General features: G+C 66.5%; 15 protein-coding genes. 10 read left to right on the top strand and 5 right to left on the bottom strand.

From position 1 onward, the window contains the following. A complete protein-coding gene (locus DFLDMN_RS08910) occupies positions 1–882 on the bottom strand; it encodes a tRNA threonylcarbamoyladenosine dehydratase (protein ID WP_423198360.1) in 882 nt (293 codons plus the stop codon). A 210-nt stretch (positions 883–1,092) separates the two neighbouring features. On the opposite strand from DFLDMN_RS08910, the gene DFLDMN_RS08915 reads away from it, so the two are divergent. The 5 genes from DFLDMN_RS08915 to DFLDMN_RS08935 all read left to right on the top strand — a co-directional run bounded on the left by DFLDMN_RS08915 (position 1,093) and on the right by DFLDMN_RS08935 (position 8,383). Continuing rightward, positions 1,093–3,402, top strand: a complete 2,310-nt coding sequence (locus DFLDMN_RS08915; RefSeq protein WP_423198105.1) for an AsmA family protein — start codon at positions 1,093–1,095, stop codon at positions 3,400–3,402. Positions 3,403–3,761: 359 nt separating this feature from the next. Then, positions 3,762–4,967 carry an MFS transporter gene (locus tag DFLDMN_RS08920; protein ID WP_423198106.1) on the top strand — a complete coding sequence of 402 codons (1,206 nt, stop codon included), beginning with the start codon at positions 3,762–3,764 and terminating at the stop codon, positions 4,965–4,967. Positions 4,968–5,070: 103 nt separating this feature from the next. Next, entirely contained in the window at positions 5,071–5,709 is a 639-nt protein-coding gene (pdxH, locus tag DFLDMN_RS08925) for a pyridoxamine 5'-phosphate oxidase (RefSeq protein WP_423198107.1), read from the top strand. 323 nt (positions 5,710–6,032) lie between these two features. Then, entirely contained in the window at positions 6,033–7,274 is a 1,242-nt protein-coding gene (locus DFLDMN_RS08930; RefSeq protein WP_423198108.1) for a class I SAM-dependent methyltransferase, read from the top strand. 77 nt (positions 7,275–7,351) lie between these two features. After that, positions 7,352–8,383 (top strand): DUF72 domain-containing protein, encoded by a 1,032-nt coding sequence (locus DFLDMN_RS08935; protein ID WP_423198361.1) that lies wholly within the window; start codon positions 7,352–7,354, stop codon positions 8,381–8,383. Between the two features lie 68 nt (positions 8,384–8,451). Here the strand turns inward: DFLDMN_RS08935 and msrA are convergent, their stop codons facing one another. Then, positions 8,452–8,997, bottom strand: a complete 546-nt coding sequence (gene msrA / locus DFLDMN_RS08940; protein WP_423198109.1) for a peptide-methionine (S)-S-oxide reductase MsrA — start codon at positions 8,995–8,997, stop codon at positions 8,452–8,454. Positions 8,998–9,258: 261 nt separating this feature from the next. Here msrA and DFLDMN_RS08945 point away from each other — a divergent pair, with 261 nt between their 5' ends. Beyond that, positions 9,259–9,849, top strand: a complete 591-nt coding sequence (locus DFLDMN_RS08945; RefSeq protein ID WP_423198110.1) for a flavin reductase family protein — start codon at positions 9,259–9,261, stop codon at positions 9,847–9,849. Between the two features lie 64 nt (positions 9,850–9,913). Here DFLDMN_RS08945 and DFLDMN_RS08950 read toward each other — a convergent pair whose 3' ends face one another. Further along, the gene (locus DFLDMN_RS08950; RefSeq protein ID WP_423198111.1) at positions 9,914–10,393 is read right to left on the bottom strand and encodes an Lrp/AsnC family transcriptional regulator; all 480 of its coding nucleotides are present in this window, start codon (positions 10,391–10,393) and stop codon (positions 9,914–9,916) included. 133 nt (positions 10,394–10,526) lie between these two features. Between DFLDMN_RS08950 and kynB the strand changes: the two genes are divergently transcribed. Genes kynB through kynA form a run of 3 tightly spaced genes read left to right on the top strand, consistent with a single transcriptional unit; the run spans position 10,527 to position 13,436 of the window. After that, the gene (gene kynB / locus DFLDMN_RS08955) at positions 10,527–11,168 is read left to right on the top strand and encodes an arylformamidase (RefSeq protein WP_423198112.1); all 642 of its coding nucleotides are present in this window, start codon (positions 10,527–10,529) and stop codon (positions 11,166–11,168) included. 17 nt (positions 11,169–11,185) lie between these two features. Beyond that, complete coding sequence (gene kynU / locus DFLDMN_RS08960; RefSeq protein WP_423198113.1) at positions 11,186–12,442, top strand: kynureninase; 1,257 nt, start codon at positions 11,186–11,188, stop codon at positions 12,440–12,442. A 13-nt stretch (positions 12,443–12,455) separates the two neighbouring features. Then, the gene (gene kynA, locus DFLDMN_RS08965; RefSeq protein WP_423198114.1) at positions 12,456–13,436 is read left to right on the top strand and encodes a tryptophan 2,3-dioxygenase; all 981 of its coding nucleotides are present in this window, start codon (positions 12,456–12,458) and stop codon (positions 13,434–13,436) included. A 10-nt stretch (positions 13,437–13,446) separates the two neighbouring features. Here kynA and DFLDMN_RS08970 read toward each other — a convergent pair whose 3' ends face one another. Then, positions 13,447–14,286 (bottom strand): IclR family transcriptional regulator, encoded by an 840-nt coding sequence (locus tag DFLDMN_RS08970; RefSeq protein WP_423198115.1) that lies wholly within the window; start codon positions 14,284–14,286, stop codon positions 13,447–13,449. Positions 14,287–14,414: 128 nt separating this feature from the next. On the opposite strand from DFLDMN_RS08970, the gene DFLDMN_RS08975 reads away from it, so the two are divergent. Next, positions 14,415–15,608: an acyl-CoA dehydrogenase gene (locus DFLDMN_RS08975; RefSeq protein WP_423198116.1), complete on the top strand. Its 1,194-nt coding sequence runs from the start codon at positions 14,415–14,417 to the stop codon at positions 15,606–15,608. 66 nt (positions 15,609–15,674) lie between these two features. Here the strand turns inward: DFLDMN_RS08975 and DFLDMN_RS08980 are convergent, their stop codons facing one another. Then, on the bottom strand, positions 15,675–16,313 hold the full coding sequence (locus tag DFLDMN_RS08980) for a peroxiredoxin (RefSeq protein WP_423198117.1): 639 nt from the start codon (positions 16,311–16,313) through the stop codon (positions 15,675–15,677). Positions 16,314–16,329 lie beyond the last annotated feature (16 nt).

Consider the following 16,329-nt stretch of genomic DNA (forward strand, 5'->3'; position numbering starts at 1 on the left):
TCAGCCCGCCGCGAGCGTCCCCACCACCGCACCAGCGGCCACAAAGCCGAACACGGCCGTGACCGCCACCGACGAGCCGTAGCCCGCGCAGGCCAGTCCCTGCGGCGCCTGGCGCGGCACCGGCTGGGGCGGAGGCGCCTCGTCGATCTCGCAGGCCTGCTGTTCCGGCTCCGGATAGCGCAGCGGCTCATCCGAATAGACCGCCTGGACGCCGAATTTCTTCCGGAGGTCACGCGGAAAGCCCCACTCGCGGCGCAGCGCGCCGCGCACCTTGGCCAGCAGCGGATCCTGGACCGTGCGCGCGAGGTCCTCGATACGGACGCGGGTGGGATCGAGCTGACCGCCCGCACCGCCGCAGGTGATGATGGCGCGCCCCTCGCGGCGCGCCCAGCCGATCATGGCGATCTTCACGCGCACTGCATCGATGGCGTCGATCACATAGTCGAACCCCGTCAGCAGCGCCGCCACATTGTCGGGCGTGACAAAGTCGTCGACGGTACTGACGCGGCAGCGCGGATTGATGGCAACGATGCGCTCGCCCATCGCCTCGACCTTGGCGCGGCCGTAGGCATCGCCAAGCGCGTGGATCTGCCGGTTGGTGTTGGATGGCGCGATATGGTCGAGGTCGACCAGCGTGATGCGGCCCACGGCATTGCGCGCGAGCGCCTCGGCCGCCCAGCTGCCGACGCCGCCGATCCCGACCACGCAGACATTGGCCGCCTCGAGCCGGGCCAGGCCCTCGGCCCCGTACAGACGGGCCACGCCGCCAAAGCGGCGGTGGTAATCGTCGTCCCCGGGTGTCTCATGGGACAAGGGCGCGGGCAGGCCCGATGGATCGGCAAGTTGTGAGACGGCCGGGGCCGGAGTGGGGGCGATGGTCATGCGAACGCGGCCGGGGGCGGCCTGAATCAACTGGGGCATGCGCGCCGGCTCGATGCCGGCGCGGTGCCGGCATTTTATGCCATGGCCCGAAAATCGGCGCCCGGGCGACCGCAATGTCAGCGCTTGCCCGACAACGGCACCGCGCCGGCGTTCCTACAATGAACTTGCAGTGGTTGATCCGCCGCTTTGCCGCCAACCAAGGCCAGCCTCATGCCAGTGACCCGCCGCCAGAAAATTGCCCTGTGGAGCGTATTCACGCCGCTCGCGCTGATTGCGATCATCGTGATCGTGATCCTCACGTTCGACTGGAATCGCCTCAAACCGTGGCTCAACGACAAGGTGTCGCAAGCCATCGGCCGGCCGTTTGCCATCAACGGCGATCTGGTCGTGACGTGGAAGCGGGCCCAGGGCGAAACCGGCTGGCGCACGCTGGTACCCTGGCCGCGCCTGTCCGCGCACGACATCACCATCGGCAACCCCGAGTGGGCCACGGCCCCCAATATGGCCACGGTGCGCGAACTGGTATTCGTGCTGCGGCCGCTGCCGCTGCTCGCGCACGAGATCAACGTGCCCACCATCGTCGTCGACAGTCCCGCCGTCTGGCTCGAGCGGCTGGCCGACAAGCGCAATAACTGGACCTTCGATACCGGCAAGAAAACCGGACAGTCGTCGTGGCAGCTCGATATCGGCGAGATCGTGCTGGCCCAGGGCAATATCGCGCTCAACGACGCCGCGCAGAAGATCGAGATGAAGGCCGAGATCGACACCATCGGCGACGGCGCGCTCTACAGCAAGGCACGCGATGGCGCGCTGGTGACGCCGGCCGCCGGTGCCTCGGCCGTGGCGGCCATGAAGTCCGAGCAGAAGAGCGGCAACGAGAGCCGCTACGGGCTGCGCTGGAAAGCGGTAGGCCACTACAACCAGGCCACCATCAATGCCAACGGCAAGGCCGGCACCGTGCTCAGCCTGCGCGATACCGATACGCCGTTCCCGGTGCAGGCCGATGTGCGCGTAGGCGGCACGCGCGCGGTGATCGAAGGCACGCTGACCAATCCGGCCCACCTCGGCGCGCTCGATGTCCACCTGCAGCTGTCCGGCGATAACATGGCCAACCTGTACGGGCTGACCGGCATCGTGCTGCCTTCCACACCCCCGTACGAAACACGCGGACAACTGGTGGCCACGCTCAACAAGGGTTCGTCGACCTACAGCTACCGCAACTTTACCGGCAAGGTCGGTGGCAGCGATCTCGGCGGCACGCTGACCTACGCGCAGCGCGCGCCGCGGCCACTGCTGTCGGGCGAGCTGGAGTCGAAGCAATTGCTGTTTGCCGACCTCGCCCCGCTGATCGGTGCCGACGCCAAGCCGGGCCGCAAGGCCGCCGACAGCAATGTCACCCAGCCGCCCGACAAGGCGCTGCCGGTGGCGCCGTTCCACACCGAACGCTGGGACGAAATCGATGCCGACGTGCGCTTCACCGGCAAGCGCATCGTACGCGACGAAGCGTTGCCCATCACCGATCTCAGCACGCACCTCAAGCTGGAGGACGGCGTGCTGCTGCTCGATCCGCTCAATTTCGGCGTGGCCGGCGGCGACCTGGCGTCCACCATCCGGCTCGACGGCAAGCGCTCGCCGATGGCCGCCAAAGTCGACATGCGTGCGCGCCACCTCAAGCTCAAGCAGATGTTCCCGAAGGTGGAGAGCATGCGCGCGAGCATCGGCGAGTTAAACGGCAGCGCCAAGCTGTCGGCCACCGGCAATTCGGTGGCGGCGCTGATGGGCTCGTCCAATGGCGAAGCCAAGCTGCTGGTGGAGAACGGCACGGTCAGCAAGTTCATCCTCGAAGCCATGGGCCTCAATGTCGGCAGCGTGGTCATCTCCAAGCTATTCGGCGACAAGCCGGTGCAGATCAACTGCGGCGTGGCCGATTTTGGCGTGAGCAACGGCATCGCGCGCGCACGCACCTTCGTGCTCGATACCCAGGACGCGGTGATCAAGGTCGACGGCGGCATCGACTTCGGCGACGAGAAGCTCGCGCTGACCGTCCACCCCGACTCCAAGGGCCTGCGCATCATCTCGCTGCGCTCGCCGCTGTATGTGGGAGGCACCTTCAAGAATCCGTCGGTGAGCCCCAATATCGCGGTGCTGGCGCTGCGCGCGGGCGGCGCGCTGGCACTTGCCATCGTCGCGCCGGTGGCCGCGGTGGTGCCCCTGCTCGATATCTCGCCGGGCGAGGAGAGCCAGTGCAACCGGCTGCTCGAAGACCTGAAGAAGCGCCCCACGTCGGCGCCGCCGCCGGGCAAGACGTATCGCGACCCGAAGACGACCCAGGGTGCGGGCGAGGACGCGGCGGTGGACCGGAAGTCTGGCCCGAAGTCTGACCGGAACGCCGGCACGACCGCGGACGGCAACGGCGGCCAGGACGGCAACCCGAACACCGGCTCGCCACGCAAACCCGCGTCGCAGGCCACGCGCCCCACCCCCGGCGGCAACCGCGATCCGATGTATCAGGGCGGCTGAGTCGCCCGAGCGCCTGCCCGGCCAAACCGTCCGGCCCCTTCCTCTCCCCGCAGGCTGTCGCACCGGCGCCACGGTATCGCGCCAGGCTGACCGGCCGCGAGCGGGCACACCCCGGACTTTCGGCAATTTCGCCACACCCGCGCGATGGCGACCGTTGCGAATTCGCACCTCGCGTTCCCCGTTGTTGTGCACAGCCGACGCCAAGGCGCATAATTAAACGGCCATTTACAAGGAAGTCGTGAACAGATGGCATGCATCGGTCGCCGATGCCGGTCCAGTCCGGCCTCTGGTGCCCTTGTCAGGTGCGGCTGCGGCCGCACTCATTTTTTCTTCCACGCTGCCCCTGCCCCCCCGTCACCATGACGCTGCCTCCTGCCGCCGTGCCCCCGATCAGCTGGCTGATCGCGTTGACGGTGTGCAACCACGTGGCTTTCAACGCCAGCCGCGTCGTCGTTTCCCTCTTTGCCCTCTCGCTCAAGGCCTCGACCGTTACGCTCGGCGTGCTGATGGCGCTCTACGCACTGCTGCCGATGTTCCTGGCGATCCGCGCCGGCCGCCGCATCGACGAGATCGGTCCGCGCGTGCCGATGACGGCCGGCTCGCTGATGGTCGTCACCGGCACGCTGCTGCCGGCGGTCTGGCACGACATCGCGTCGCTGTACGGCGCGTGCGCGCTGATCGGCGTCGGCTTCATGCTCGTGCAGGTGGCCATGCAACTGCTGATCGGCCAGGTCTCCACCAACGAGACGCGCCTGCGCAACTATTCGCTGCATGCGCTCGGGCTGTCGGTGTCGGGCACGCTCGGACCCGTCACCATGGGCTATGTGATCGAGCATGCCGGCTTTCGCCCGGCCTTTATCGTGCTGGTCGGCGTGGCGCTGCTCGGCCAGGTCGGCCTGCACTACGTGCGGCCGCGCCTGCCGGCCACGGGCGGCAATGCCGGCCGCATCGCGATCGAGGACGGCAGCCGCGGCTCGACGCTGAGCCTGCTGCAGTATCCGGAGCTGCGCGCGGTGTTCGTCGCCAGCGCGGTGCTGTCCGCGGCGTGGGACCTGCATGCGTTCCTGATCCCCATCCGCGGTTCGAATATCGGCCTGACCCCGTCGTCGATCGGCTGGGTACTGGGCGCATTCTCGATCGCCACGCTGGCGATCCGCATCGCCATGCCGCTGATCTCGCGCCATTTCTCGGAATGGAAGATCATCCGTATCGCGCTGACGGTAGGCGCCATGGCATACCTGGTCTATCCGTTCGTCTCGCACTTCTGGCTGATGTGCGGGCTGGCCTTCGTGCTGGGCCTGGCGCTCGGCAGCGCGCAGCCCAACGTGATGAACATCCTGCATACCGCGTCGCCGTCGGGCCGTGCCGGCGAGGCGCTGGGCCTGCGCTCGGCCGTGCTCAATACCAGCCAGGTGGTATGGCCGCTGACCTTCGGCGTGGTCGGCACGGCGCTCGGCATGCTGCCGATCTTCCTGTCGATGGCCGGCGCGATGGGCGTGGCGGGCTACTACTCGCGCAACCAGAGCCGCGACCGCGCGCAGACCAGGCCGCTGCCGCCGGCCTGACGGCGGCGCGCGCGGCGCACATCGGTCCATCTGGATCAAAGCAGCAAGCGGCGCATTCGCTATACTCGAAACATCCTTCGTGATGTTTTCGTTCGAAAGCGATATGACTCAACTTGCCGACCTGCGCCGGCAATTCGTGCTGGGCGCCCTATCCGAAACCGAAGTCGCCGCCGACCCGATCAGCCAGTTCCAGCGCTGGTTCGACGAGGCGGTGGTCGCCAAGATGCCCGACCCCAATGCGATGACGCTTGCCACGGTCGATGCCGACGGCCAGCCGTCCGCGCGTATCGTGCTGCTCAAGGGGCTCGACGCCAGCGGCTTCACCTTCTTCACCAATTACGAAAGCCGCAAGGGCCTCGACCTGCTGGCCAACCCGCGTGCGGCGCTGCTGTTCCACTGGGTGCAACTCGAACGCCAGGTGCGCATCGAGGGCGAGGTACGCAAGGTCGACGAGGCGGAGAGCGATGCGTATTTCGCTTCGCGTCCGCTCGGCTCGCGGCTTGGCGCATGGGCCTCCGAGCAAAGCCGCGAAGTGGCCAGCCGCGCCGTACTGGAGCAGCGCGAGGCCGACTTCCGCCAGCGCTTTGGCGACGAGCCGCCCCGTCCTCCGCATTGGGGCGGTTATCGTCTGATGCCCAACTGGATCGAATTCTGGCAAGGACGCGCGTCGCGCCTGCATGACCGCATCGGCTACCGCCGGCAGGACGACGGCAGCTGGCGCATCGTGCGGCTGTCGCCCTGACGATCGGCCCAGGACATCGCCGCTGGGTCATTGTTTGCAGGCGCGGACATGCGAAGGGCGGGTACTGCACGTTTGGCGAAACAGGCGTAAAGTTTCCGTGTTGCCCGCCGGCGAGCCAAGGCCGGCGCGGCTTCCCGGGTAGCTTCTGGATGGTCTCGCGCAGGGTGGCCGCATCGCCGGTCCCTCGATTGCCCGGGAGGTTTGTTCGTCTGGCAAGGCGGCAATGAGCCATTGCTGCCTTGCCATTTGCTGCAATGCCTTTTTTGCTGCAATGCCATTTTTTGCTGCAATGCCATTTGCTGCATGACTCGGGAGGATGCCGCATGTTATTCAAGCAAGCCCTGGACAACCAACTGGACCGCTGGATCGCCGATGTGCGCGAGCACGCGAACCTGCCTGTCAAACTGCGCCTGTGGAATGGCAGCGAGTTTGCGCTAGGCAAGTTCGATCAGCCGGACGTTACCCTGACCGTGCGCGAGGCCGCCGCGCTACCGCTGCTGCTGGTGCCGAGCCTCGACAACCTCGGCGAAGCGTATGTCCAGCAGAAGATCGACTTCGACGGCAAGCTGTCCGACATCATCAAGGTCGCCTACGGTTTTTCCACGGCGGCCACGCGCAGCGCCGGCGGCATGCTGGCCAAGGTCGCCCAGCACTTCACGCACACCAAGCAGGAAGACAAGGCCGCGATCCAGTACCACTACGACGTGTCGAACGAGTTCTACCAGCTGTGGCTGGACCCACGCATGGTCTACTCGTGCGCGTACTTCGAGACCGGCACCGAGGACCTCGCCACCGCGCAGCTGAAGAAGATCGACCATATCCTGACCAAGATCCGCGTGCAGCCCGGGCAGACGCTGCTCGATATCGGCTGCGGCTGGGGCGCGCTGGTGATCCGCGCCGCGCAGAAGTTCGGGGCGCGCTGCGTGGGCATCACGCTCTCGCAGAACCAGTTCGATCTGGCCACCGCGCGCGTGAAGGAGGCCGGCCTGCAGGACCGCATCGAGATCCGTCTGCAGGACTATCGCGATACCACCGGGCAATTCGACCGCATTACCAGCATCGGCATGTTCGAGCATGTGGGCAAGGACAACCTGACCGGCTACTTCGCGCGCATCCGCGACCTGCTGACCGACGACGGCGTGGCGATGAACCACGGCATCACCGCCACCGATCCCGACAGCGGGCAGGTGCCGATGGACGGGTCCGGCTTCATGGATCGCTACGTGTTCCCGCAAGGCGAGCTGCCGCATATCGGCATGGTGCTCCATACGCTGCAGAGGGGTGGACTCGAGGCCTTCGACGTGGAGCTGCTGCGCCGGCACTATGCGCTCACGCTGCGCCACTGGGCCGATAATTTCGAGGCCAACAGCGAGACCATCCGCAAGATGGTGGGCGAAACCAAGTACCGTATCTGGCGCGTCTACCTTGCCGGCTGCTCGCATGCGTTCACGACCGAGCAGATGTCGATCCACCAGGTGGTGTGCCACAAGGCGGGCCGCTCGGCCGATCATCTGCCGTGGTCGCGACGCTATATCTACGACACCACGCTCGCCGCACCCGCTTGACCGTCAATCTCGATTTATTCGGCGATCCGCTCGACCAGGCGGTCGAAGACACGCCTCTCCCCACGCCAGACCCGGCGCTGGAGGATCCGTCCGCGGCCACCGCCCGGGCCGGATCGTCCGGCGCCGCCCCCAGCCCGAGACCACCACGCGGCAAGATCGTCGCGGCCGCGCCGGCACCAGCCGCGCTGGTCGAGCTGGCCGCGCGCCTGCCGTCGAACCTGTACCTGGGCACCTCGTCGTGGTCCTATCCCGGCTGGCAAGGGCTGGTCTATGACGGCCAGTACAGCGAGAGCCTGCTCGCGCGCAAAGGCCTGCGCGCATATGCCCGGCATCCGCTGCTACGCGCGGCCGGCATCGACCGTGGCTTCTATGGGCCGATACCGCTGGCCGACTACCTCGCCTATGCGGCCCAGGTGCCGGAAGACTTCCGCTTCCTGATCAAGGCGCCGGCCAGCGTATGCGATGGCTGGCTGCGCGGCCCGGATGGGGCCGGGCGCGTCGAGAACGCGGCCTTCCTCAATGCCGAGATGGCGATCCGCGACCTGGTCGTCCCGGCCACGGGCGGCCTGGGCCGGCGCTGCGGGCCACTGCTGTTCCAGTTGTCGCCGCTGGGCGCGCTCGCGCAAGACGCGGGCGCGTTTCTCGCACGGCTTGACGCGTTCCTCGCCGCGCTGCCGCCGCTCGACCCGACGCTGACGCCGTTCGCTTGCTATGCGGTGGAACTGCGCGACCCGGCCCTGCTGACGCCGCGCTACATCAAGCTCCTGCGCGCGCGCGGCGTGCGCTTCTGCCTGTCGGCGCGTGATCGCCTGCCGCCGGTGGCACGGCAGGCCGGTGCCCAGGCCCTGATGGACGCGGACGCGCCCGGGCCGCTGGTGCTGCGCTGGATGCTGTACCAGGGACGCTCGTACGACTTCGCCGAGTCGGCCTACGCGCCGTTCGACCGCATCGTCGACGAGGACGTAGCCACGCGCGAAGCCATCGCCACGCTCGTGGTACGCACGCTAAAGGCGGGCCAGCCCGCCTACGTGATCGTCAGCAACAAGGCCGAGGGCTCGGCGCCGCTCACCTGCTGGCGGCTGGCCGAGGCCATTGCGGCGCGGCTGTAACGGCGGCTGCCCGACTGCCCTCTGACTGCCGCCATAACTGCCGCCATAACTGCCACCTGAAGGCCACCTTACTGCCGCAGCCGATGGGCAAACTGCTTGCGGAATTTCGCCACCTTGGGCGAGATCACGAACGCGCAGTAGCCTTGCCCCGGATGATCCTGATAGTAGTTCTGGTGGCTCTCCTCGGCTCGCCAGTACGGCTGTTCGGGTTCGATCTGCGTGACCAGCGGATCGTCATACACCTTGCTGGCGACGAGTTCGTGCATCACATACTCGGCGGTGGCGCGCTGCGCTTCCGAGTGGGTAAAGATGACCGATCGATATTGCGTGCCGACGTCGTTGCCCTGCCGGTTGAGCGTGGTCGGATCGTGAATGGCAAAAAAGATCTCGACGATCTCGCGATAGGTAATGACCGATGGATCGAAGCTCACGCGCACGACCTCGGCGTGGCCGGTGTCGCCGTCGCACACCTGCCGGTAGGTCGGATGACTGACATGGCCGCCCGTATAGCCGGACTCGACCGCGCGCACACCGTCCACCTGCTGGTAGACCGCTTCCAGGCACCAGAAACATCCACCGCCGAGGGTGGCGATCTCAAGCTGCTGCTGTTCCATGTCGTCGGCTCCGTTCCCGGTGGTGGTCACTGTCGCTCCACTTACCTAGCATAACCAAGCAAACGCGCGCGCGCAGGCAAAAATGAAGGGAACGGCATCGGCGGCACGTCCGTTACAATCGCGGACAGCCTGAGGCTGGCGCGATTTGTGCGAAAACCCACCGAAACCCCGGTTGCACGGGTTTAGGTTATGACGCAGCACGTGCGCCCGCCGACGCGATTACACTGTGGAAACGTCATGGAATTGTGTGGAGCCCAAGACATGGGCATGCCTGAAACCGGAAGCCGCCTGGAAGGACCGTCCCAGGGCAGCCGGCCGCGCGGCCGCGCCGCCTCGCCCGACTTCGATGCGCAACACTTCCGCCGTGCGTTGTCCCAGTTCGCCACCGGTGTGACCGTCATCACCACGCGCTCGGCCGGACATGCCCAGGCGGGCAGCGCGCCCTTCGTCGGCATTACGGCCAGCTCGTTCAACTCGGTCTCGCTCGACCCGCCGCTGGTGCTGTGGAGTCTGGCTACGCGCGCCAACAGCCTGCCGATGTTCCGTGGCGGCTCGCACTACATCATCAACGTGCTGGCCGCGTCCCAGCTCGACCTGTGCCAGCGCTTTGCCACCCTCAAGGGCGACCGCTTCGCCGGCGTGGACTATCGGCTGTCGGCCAACGGCCTGCCGATCCTGGCCAATGCCCTGGCCTGGTTCGAATGCCACAATCGCAGCCGCTACGACGAAGGCGATCACGTGATCTTCGTGGGCGAAGTGGAACGCTGCGGCATCCACGACCCCGCGGGCCAGCCGCTGGTGTTCCAGGGCGGCCGGTTCGCGACGCTCGCCGCGTTACCGGGCCAGGAGTAGTCCTGCGCGCCGGCGCGAGCGCCTTCCCTGCGCCAGCCTTCCCCCTGCCGCCTGCCTCGCTGCCTCAGGCCGCGACCGCCTTGATGATCGCCAGCGGCGAGCCGTCGGTCTTGATCTTCTGCAACACGATATTCGAGCGGATATCCATCACCCCGGGCGTGCGATAGAGCCGGTTGACGATGAAATCGGAGTAGTGCTTGAGGTTGCGCGCCTGCACCCGCAGGATGTAGTTGCTGTCGCCGGTAATCACGTAGGCCGACATCACCTCGGGCCATGCCTGCACCGCGGCGTTGAACGTATCGTGCCAGCCCTCGACGTCATGCCGCATAGACACCTGCACGATCGCCTCGATCTCGAGCCCGAGCTGCTCCGCATCGAACCACGCGCGGTAGCCGCCGATCACGCCCCCCTCTTCCAGCAGGCGCACACGCCGCAGACAGGCCGACGGCGAGAGCGCCACGCGGTCCGCAAGGTCCTGGTTGCTGATCCGGCCATTCTCCTGCAGGCAGGTCAGAATGCGCAGGTCGATAGGGTCAAGCGTCATGTTGAAGATCCAGCCAAAATCAGGCTATTAATTGAAAGATTCTGCGAATATCCGCCGATTATACGGGTGAATTTGCAAGCCCCTTGCTCGATTTTTTGACTAACATGCGGCCATTGAGACCTGAAGAGTCGATATGACCGCCGCCCCTCGCCAACTCTGGGACATCAGCCCGACGGTGTCTTCCGCCACGCCGGTCTGGCCAGGCGATACCCCCTTCCGCCACGAGCCCTCGTGGCAGATGGATGCGCACTGCCCGGTCAATGTGGGCCGCATCACGATGTCGCCGCATACCGGCGCACACGCCGACGCCCCGCTGCACTACGCCGCCGATGGCGCGCCGATTGCCGATGTCCCGCTCGACGCCTACCTGGGCCCCTGCCGCGTGATCCACTGCATCGGCGCCACGCCGGTGGTCGCACCGCACCATGTCGAACATGCGCTGGCCGGCGTCCCGCCGCGCGTGCTGCTGCGCACCTACCAGCGCGCGCCGCTGGCCGCGTGGGATAGCGGCTTCTGCGCGGTGGCGCCCGGCACCATCGCGCTGCTGGCCGCGCACGGCGTGCAACTGGTCGGCATCGATACGCCGTCGCTCGACCCGCAGGACAGCAAGACCATGGATGCCCACCATGCCGTGCGCGCGCACCGGCTGGCGATTCTCGAAGGGATCGTGCTCGACGAGGTGCCCGCCGGCGACTACGAACTGATCGCGCTGCCGCTGCGCCTGGCCGGGCTCGATGCCAGCCCCGTGCGTGCCGTGCTGCGCGCCCTGACCTGACCCGACCCCATTGCTCCATGACCGCATTCACCCGTGAACACTGCGTCGCGCTCGACCGCGACGATCCGCTCGGCGCGCTGCGCGCGCAATTCGCCCTGCCTGAGGGCGTGATCTACCTCGATGGCAACTCGCTCGGCGCGCGGCCTCGTGCCGCCGCCGCGCGCGCGGCCGAGGTGGTATCCGCCGAATGGGGCGACGGCCTGATCCGCAGCTGGAACCGCGCCGGCTGGTTCGACCTGCCGCGCCGCCTTGGCAACAAGCTCGCGCCACTGATCGGTGCGGGCCCGGACGAAGTGGTGGTCACCGATACCACCTCGATCAATCTGTTCAAGGTGCTGGCCGCCGCGTTGCGTGTGCAGCAGCAGCGCGATCCGGCGCGCAAGGTCATCGTTTCCGAAGCGAGCAATTTCCCCACCGATCTCTATATCGCGCAGGGCCTGGCCGATCTGCTGCAACGCGGCTATTCGCTGCGCCTGGTCGACCATCCGCACGAGCTCGACGCGGCCATCGATGGCGACTGCGCGGTGCTCATGCTCACGCACGTCAACTACCAGACCGGCGAGATGCTCGACATGGCCGGGCTGACCGAACGCGCGCACGCGCGCGGCGCGCTGACGGTGTGGGATCTGGCCCACTCGGCCGGCGCGGTGCCGGTGGACCTGACCGCGGCGCGCGCCGACTACGCGATCGGCTGCACCTACAAGTACCTCAACGGCGGCCCGGGCTCGCCCGCATTCGTATGGGTGGCGCCCGCGCTGCGCGATGCGTTCTGGCAGCCGCTGTCGGGCTGGTGGGGGCATGCGCAGCCGTTCGCGATGGCGCCGCAGTACCGGCCCACCGCAGGCATCGGGCGCTTCCTGTGCGGCACGCAGCCGGTCACGTCGCTGGCCATGGTCGAATGCGGGCTCGATATCTTTGCGCAAACCAGCATGGCCGCGCTGCGTCAGAAATCGCTGCGGCTCACCGACCTGTTTATCCGCCTGGTGGAACATCGCTGCGCCGATCATCCGCTGCGGCTGATCACGCCACGCGAGCATGTGCGCCGTGGCAGCCAGGTCAGCTTTGCCCATCCGGACGGCTATGCGGTGGTGGCCGCGCTGATCGAACGCGGCGTGATCGGCGACTATCGTGAGCCCGGTATCGCGCGCTTCGGCTTTACGCCGCTCTATACCGGCTATGCCGACGTGTGGGACGCGGTGGAGACGCTGCGCGACGTGCTCGATACCGGCATGTATCGCGAGGCCCGCTTTGCCGTGCGTACCCAGGTGACCTGACACGGAGACCAGCATGAACCATACACGGGGATGTCCGTTCTCGGGCCACGCCGGTGACAGCGGTAACGCCGGCGAGCAGCGTGACGCGCGCGCAGGCAGCCAGGGGGACGATGCGGGCGGAAGGGACGAAAGGGACGAAAGGGGCGAAGGGAGCCAAGGGGACCACGGCCAGGCGGGCAATTGGCACGGCGCGCAGATGGATTTTGCGCGCGACATGAGCTACGGCGACTATCTCGGCCTGGACCAGATCCTCACCGCCCAGCACCCGCGCTCGCCCGATCATAACGAGATGCTGTTCATCGTCCAGCACCAGACCACGGAATTGTGGATGAAGCTGATGCTGCATGAACTGCGCGCCGCGCGCGACAGCGTGCGGCAAGACCAGCTGCGCCCGGCTTTCAAGATGCTGACGCGCGTGTCGCGCATCATGGACCAGCTGGTGCAGGCGTGGAACGTGCTGGCGACCATGACGCCGCCCGAGTACTCGGCCATGCGGCCGTACCTGGGTGCGTCGTCGGGGTTCCAGTCGTATCAGTACCGCGAGATCGAATTCATTCTTGGCAACAAGAATGCCGCCATGCTGCGGCCGCATGCGCACCGGCGCGAGCACCACGCGCTGGTCGAAGCCGCGCTGCATACGCCGTCGCTGTACGACGAAGCCATCCGGCTGATGGCACGGCGCGGCTTGCGCATCGACGCGGGCTGCCTCGAACGCGACTGGACCGAACCGGCCGGCTACAACGCTTCGGTCGAGGCCGCATGGCTGGAAATCTATCGCGCCCCGTCCGCGCATTGGGAGCTTTACGAGCTTGGCGAGAAGCTCGTCGATCTCGAGGATGCCTTCCGGCAATGGCGCTTCCGCCATGTGACCACGGTCGAGCGCGTGATCGGCTTCAAGCGCGGCACCGGCGGCACCGAGGGCGTGGGCTACCTGCGCAAGATGCTCGACGTGGTGCTATTTCCCGAACTGTGGAAACTGCGCACGGATCTCTGACGCGGTCGTTTCAAACGCGCGGCTCGGACAGGCGCGCGGCCAGCGCCTGCAACGCGGGCGCGAGCCTGTCGTGGAAATCCTGTTCCGGCACCGTGCCATAGGATGCGCTGCAGCTCAGCATATGCGGCTCGCGCTCGCCGATCGGCCGGAACGCCACCGCGCACGCGTGAATGGCCGGGTGCCAGTCGCGGAACGAGGTGGAATAGCCCAGGCGCTCGGCCTCGGCCAGCGCCGCGCGCATCGGCGCCTCCTGCTGCTTCCACTGTTCCGGATAGGCCTGCGCAAACTCGGCCAGCACACGCTCGCGCCGTGCCGCCGGCAAGGCCGCCAGGTAGGCCCGACCCATCGAGCTCGACACCAGCGACAGCCGCGAACCGACGCCCAGGCCCAGCATCACGCCGGCATCGTTACGGATCGATTCCAGGTAGATCACCTCCAGCCGCTCGCGCTTGCCGAGCGAGACCGACACCCCGTACGACTGCGCAAACGCGAGCATATGCGGACGCGCCAGCGCCACCACATCGGACGCCGAGAGGTACGAGAAGCCCAGCGCCAGCACACCGGCATCGAGCGCGTACTTGCCGAGCGATTCGTCATGACGCAGGTAGCCGAGCTGCACCAGCGTACCGGCCAGCCGGCTGACCGTCGCCTTGGGAAAACCGGTGCGGCGCACGAAGTCCTGGTTGCCGAGCATCGCCTCGCCGGTGCGAAAGCAACGCAACAACTCCAGGCCACGCGCGAGCGCGGTGACGAAATTCGGATCGCTGTCGCGCGCGGCGGCGGTAGCGGCCGGGGCAACGACAGGGGAAACGGCGGGCGAAACGGCGGGGGAAACGGTATGGTCGGCCAAGCCAGGCTCCTGGAGAAGGGTTCGCATCACAACCGCATCGCGGTTGTTGCAGCGCGATCCTGTTCGGCTATACTAGCTCATCGGAACACGGTTCCGCAATGCGGAACTTCAAATTTCAGGAGACCTTCATGGCTGCCAACGCCGAATTCCACTGGGCCGATCCGCTGCTGCTGGACCAGCAACTCACCGACGAAGAACGCATGGTGCGCGACGCCGCGCAGTCCTATTGCCAGGATAAGCTGATGCCGCGCGTGCTCCAGTCCTTCCGCAATGAGAAGACCGATGTGGAAATCTTCCGCGAGATGGGCGAACTGGGCCTGCTCGGCCCGACCATCCCGGAACAGTACGGCGGCCCCGGCCTCAACTACGTCAGCTATGGTCTGATCGCGCGTGAAGTGGAGCGCGTGGACTCGGGCTACCGCTCGATGATGAGCGTGCAATCGTCGCTCGTGATGGTGCCGATCTACGAATTCGGCAGCGAGGCGCAGAAGCAGAAGTACCTGCCCAAGCTGGCCACCGGTGAATGGATCGGCTGCTTTGGCCTGACCGAACCGAACCACGGCTCCGACCCGGGCTCGATGGTCACCCGCGCGAAGAAGGTGGCGGGCGGCTACGAACTGAGCGGCGCCAAGATGTGGATCACCAACTCGCCGATCGCCGACGTCTTCGTCGTATGGGCCAAGCTGGCTGGCGACGACGGCAAGGAAGCGATTCGCGGCTTTATCCTGGAGAAGGGCTGGAAGGGCCTGAGCGCGCCCGCCATTCACGGCAAGGTGGGCTTGCGGACCTCGATCACCGGTGAAATCGTGATGGACCAGGTCTTCGTGCCCGAAGAGAACCTCATGCCCGGCGTAAGCGGCCTCAAGGGCCCGTTCACGTGCCTGAACTCGGCCCGCTACGGCATTGCCTGGGGCGCGCTGGGTGCCGCCGAATTCTGCTGGCATACGGCCCGCCAGTACACACTCGACCGCAAGCAGTTTGGCCGCCCGCTCGCCGCCACGCAGCTCGTGCAGAAGAAGCTGGCCGACATGCAGACCGAGATCACGCTGGCGCTGCAAGGCTGCCTGCGCCTGGGCCGCATGAAGGACGAAGGCACGGCTGCGGTGGAAATCACCTCGATCATGAAGCGCAACTCGTGCGGCAAGTCGCTCGACATCGCCCGCGTCGCGCGCGACATGCTCGGCGGCAACGGTATCTCCGACGAGTTCGGCGTGATCCGCCACGTGGTCAACCTCGAGGTGGTCAACACCTACGAAGGCACCCACGATATCCATGCCCTGATCCTGGGCCGCGCCCAGACCGGTATCCAGGCATTCTTCTGATCCCTCCGACCGGCATCCGCCGGTCTGCGCCCTCTCCCGTGCGGCAGAGGGCGCGCGCCACCGGACTTACTTGTTCGGCTGCGGCGTCAGGCGCAGATACGGGCGCACCGCCCGGTACCCCTTCGGGAATTTCTGGCGGATCACCGCCTCATCCTTGAGCGACGGCACGATGACCACATCGTCGCCATCCTGCCAGTTGCCCGGCGTGGCCACGCTGTGATTGTCAGTCAATTGCAGAGAATCGATGACACGGAGGATCTCGTTGAAATTTCTACCCGTGCTGGCCGGATAGGTAATGATCAGGCGCACCTTCTTTTTCGGGTCGATGATGAACAGCGAACGCACCGTGAGGGTCTCGTTGGCGTTCGGGTGAATCATGTCGTAAAGCTCGGACACCTTGCGATCGCCATCGGCCAGAATCGGAAAGTTGACCGAGGTGGCCTGGGTTTCATTGATATCGTTGATCCAGCCGCGGTGCGATTCCACGCTGTCGACCGACAGTGCGATCGCCTTGACCCCGCGGCGCGCGAACTCTTCCTTGAGCTTGGCGGTCAGACCGAGTTCAGTGGTGCAAACCGGCGTGTAATCGGCCGGATGCGAGAACAGGACACCCCAGCTGTCGCCGAGCCATTCGTGAAAGCGGATGCGGCCTTCGCTCGAATCCTGCTCGAAATCGGGGGCGATATCGCCGAGACGCAATGCCATGCCTTACCTCCTGTCC

The organism is Cupriavidus sp. H19C3 (genome assembly GCF_049393815.1).
Lineage (GTDB): Bacteria > Pseudomonadota > Gammaproteobacteria > Burkholderiales > Burkholderiaceae > Cupriavidus.

Coding starts and splice junctions, on each gene's coding strand:
- DFLDMN_RS08910 (WP_423198360.1), bottom strand. CDS start 882: ATGACCATCGCCCCCACTCCGGCCCCGGCCGTCTCACAACTTGCCGAT.
- DFLDMN_RS08915 (WP_423198105.1), top strand. CDS start 1,093: ATGCCAGTGACCCGCCGCCAGAAAATTGCCCTGTGGAGCGTATTCACG.
- DFLDMN_RS08920 (WP_423198106.1), top strand. CDS start 3,762: ATGACGCTGCCTCCTGCCGCCGTGCCCCCGATCAGCTGGCTGATCGCG.
- pdxH (WP_423198107.1), top strand. CDS start 5,071: ATGACTCAACTTGCCGACCTGCGCCGGCAATTCGTGCTGGGCGCCCTA.
- DFLDMN_RS08930 (WP_423198108.1), top strand. CDS start 6,033: ATGTTATTCAAGCAAGCCCTGGACAACCAACTGGACCGCTGGATCGCC.
- msrA (WP_423198109.1), bottom strand. CDS start 8,997: ATGGAACAGCAGCAGCTTGAGATCGCCACCCTCGGCGGTGGATGTTTC.
- DFLDMN_RS08945 (WP_423198110.1), top strand. CDS start 9,259: ATGGGCATGCCTGAAACCGGAAGCCGCCTGGAAGGACCGTCCCAGGGC.
- DFLDMN_RS08950 (WP_423198111.1), bottom strand. CDS start 10,393: ATGACGCTTGACCCTATCGACCTGCGCATTCTGACCTGCCTGCAGGAG.
- kynB (WP_423198112.1), top strand. CDS start 10,527: ATGACCGCCGCCCCTCGCCAACTCTGGGACATCAGCCCGACGGTGTCT.
- kynU (WP_423198113.1), top strand. CDS start 11,186: ATGACCGCATTCACCCGTGAACACTGCGTCGCGCTCGACCGCGACGAT.
- kynA (WP_423198114.1), top strand. CDS start 12,456: ATGAACCATACACGGGGATGTCCGTTCTCGGGCCACGCCGGTGACAGC.
- DFLDMN_RS08975 (WP_423198116.1), top strand. CDS start 14,415: ATGGCTGCCAACGCCGAATTCCACTGGGCCGATCCGCTGCTGCTGGAC.
- DFLDMN_RS08980 (WP_423198117.1), bottom strand. CDS start 16,313: ATGGCATTGCGTCTCGGCGATATCGCCCCCGATTTCGAGCAGGATTCG.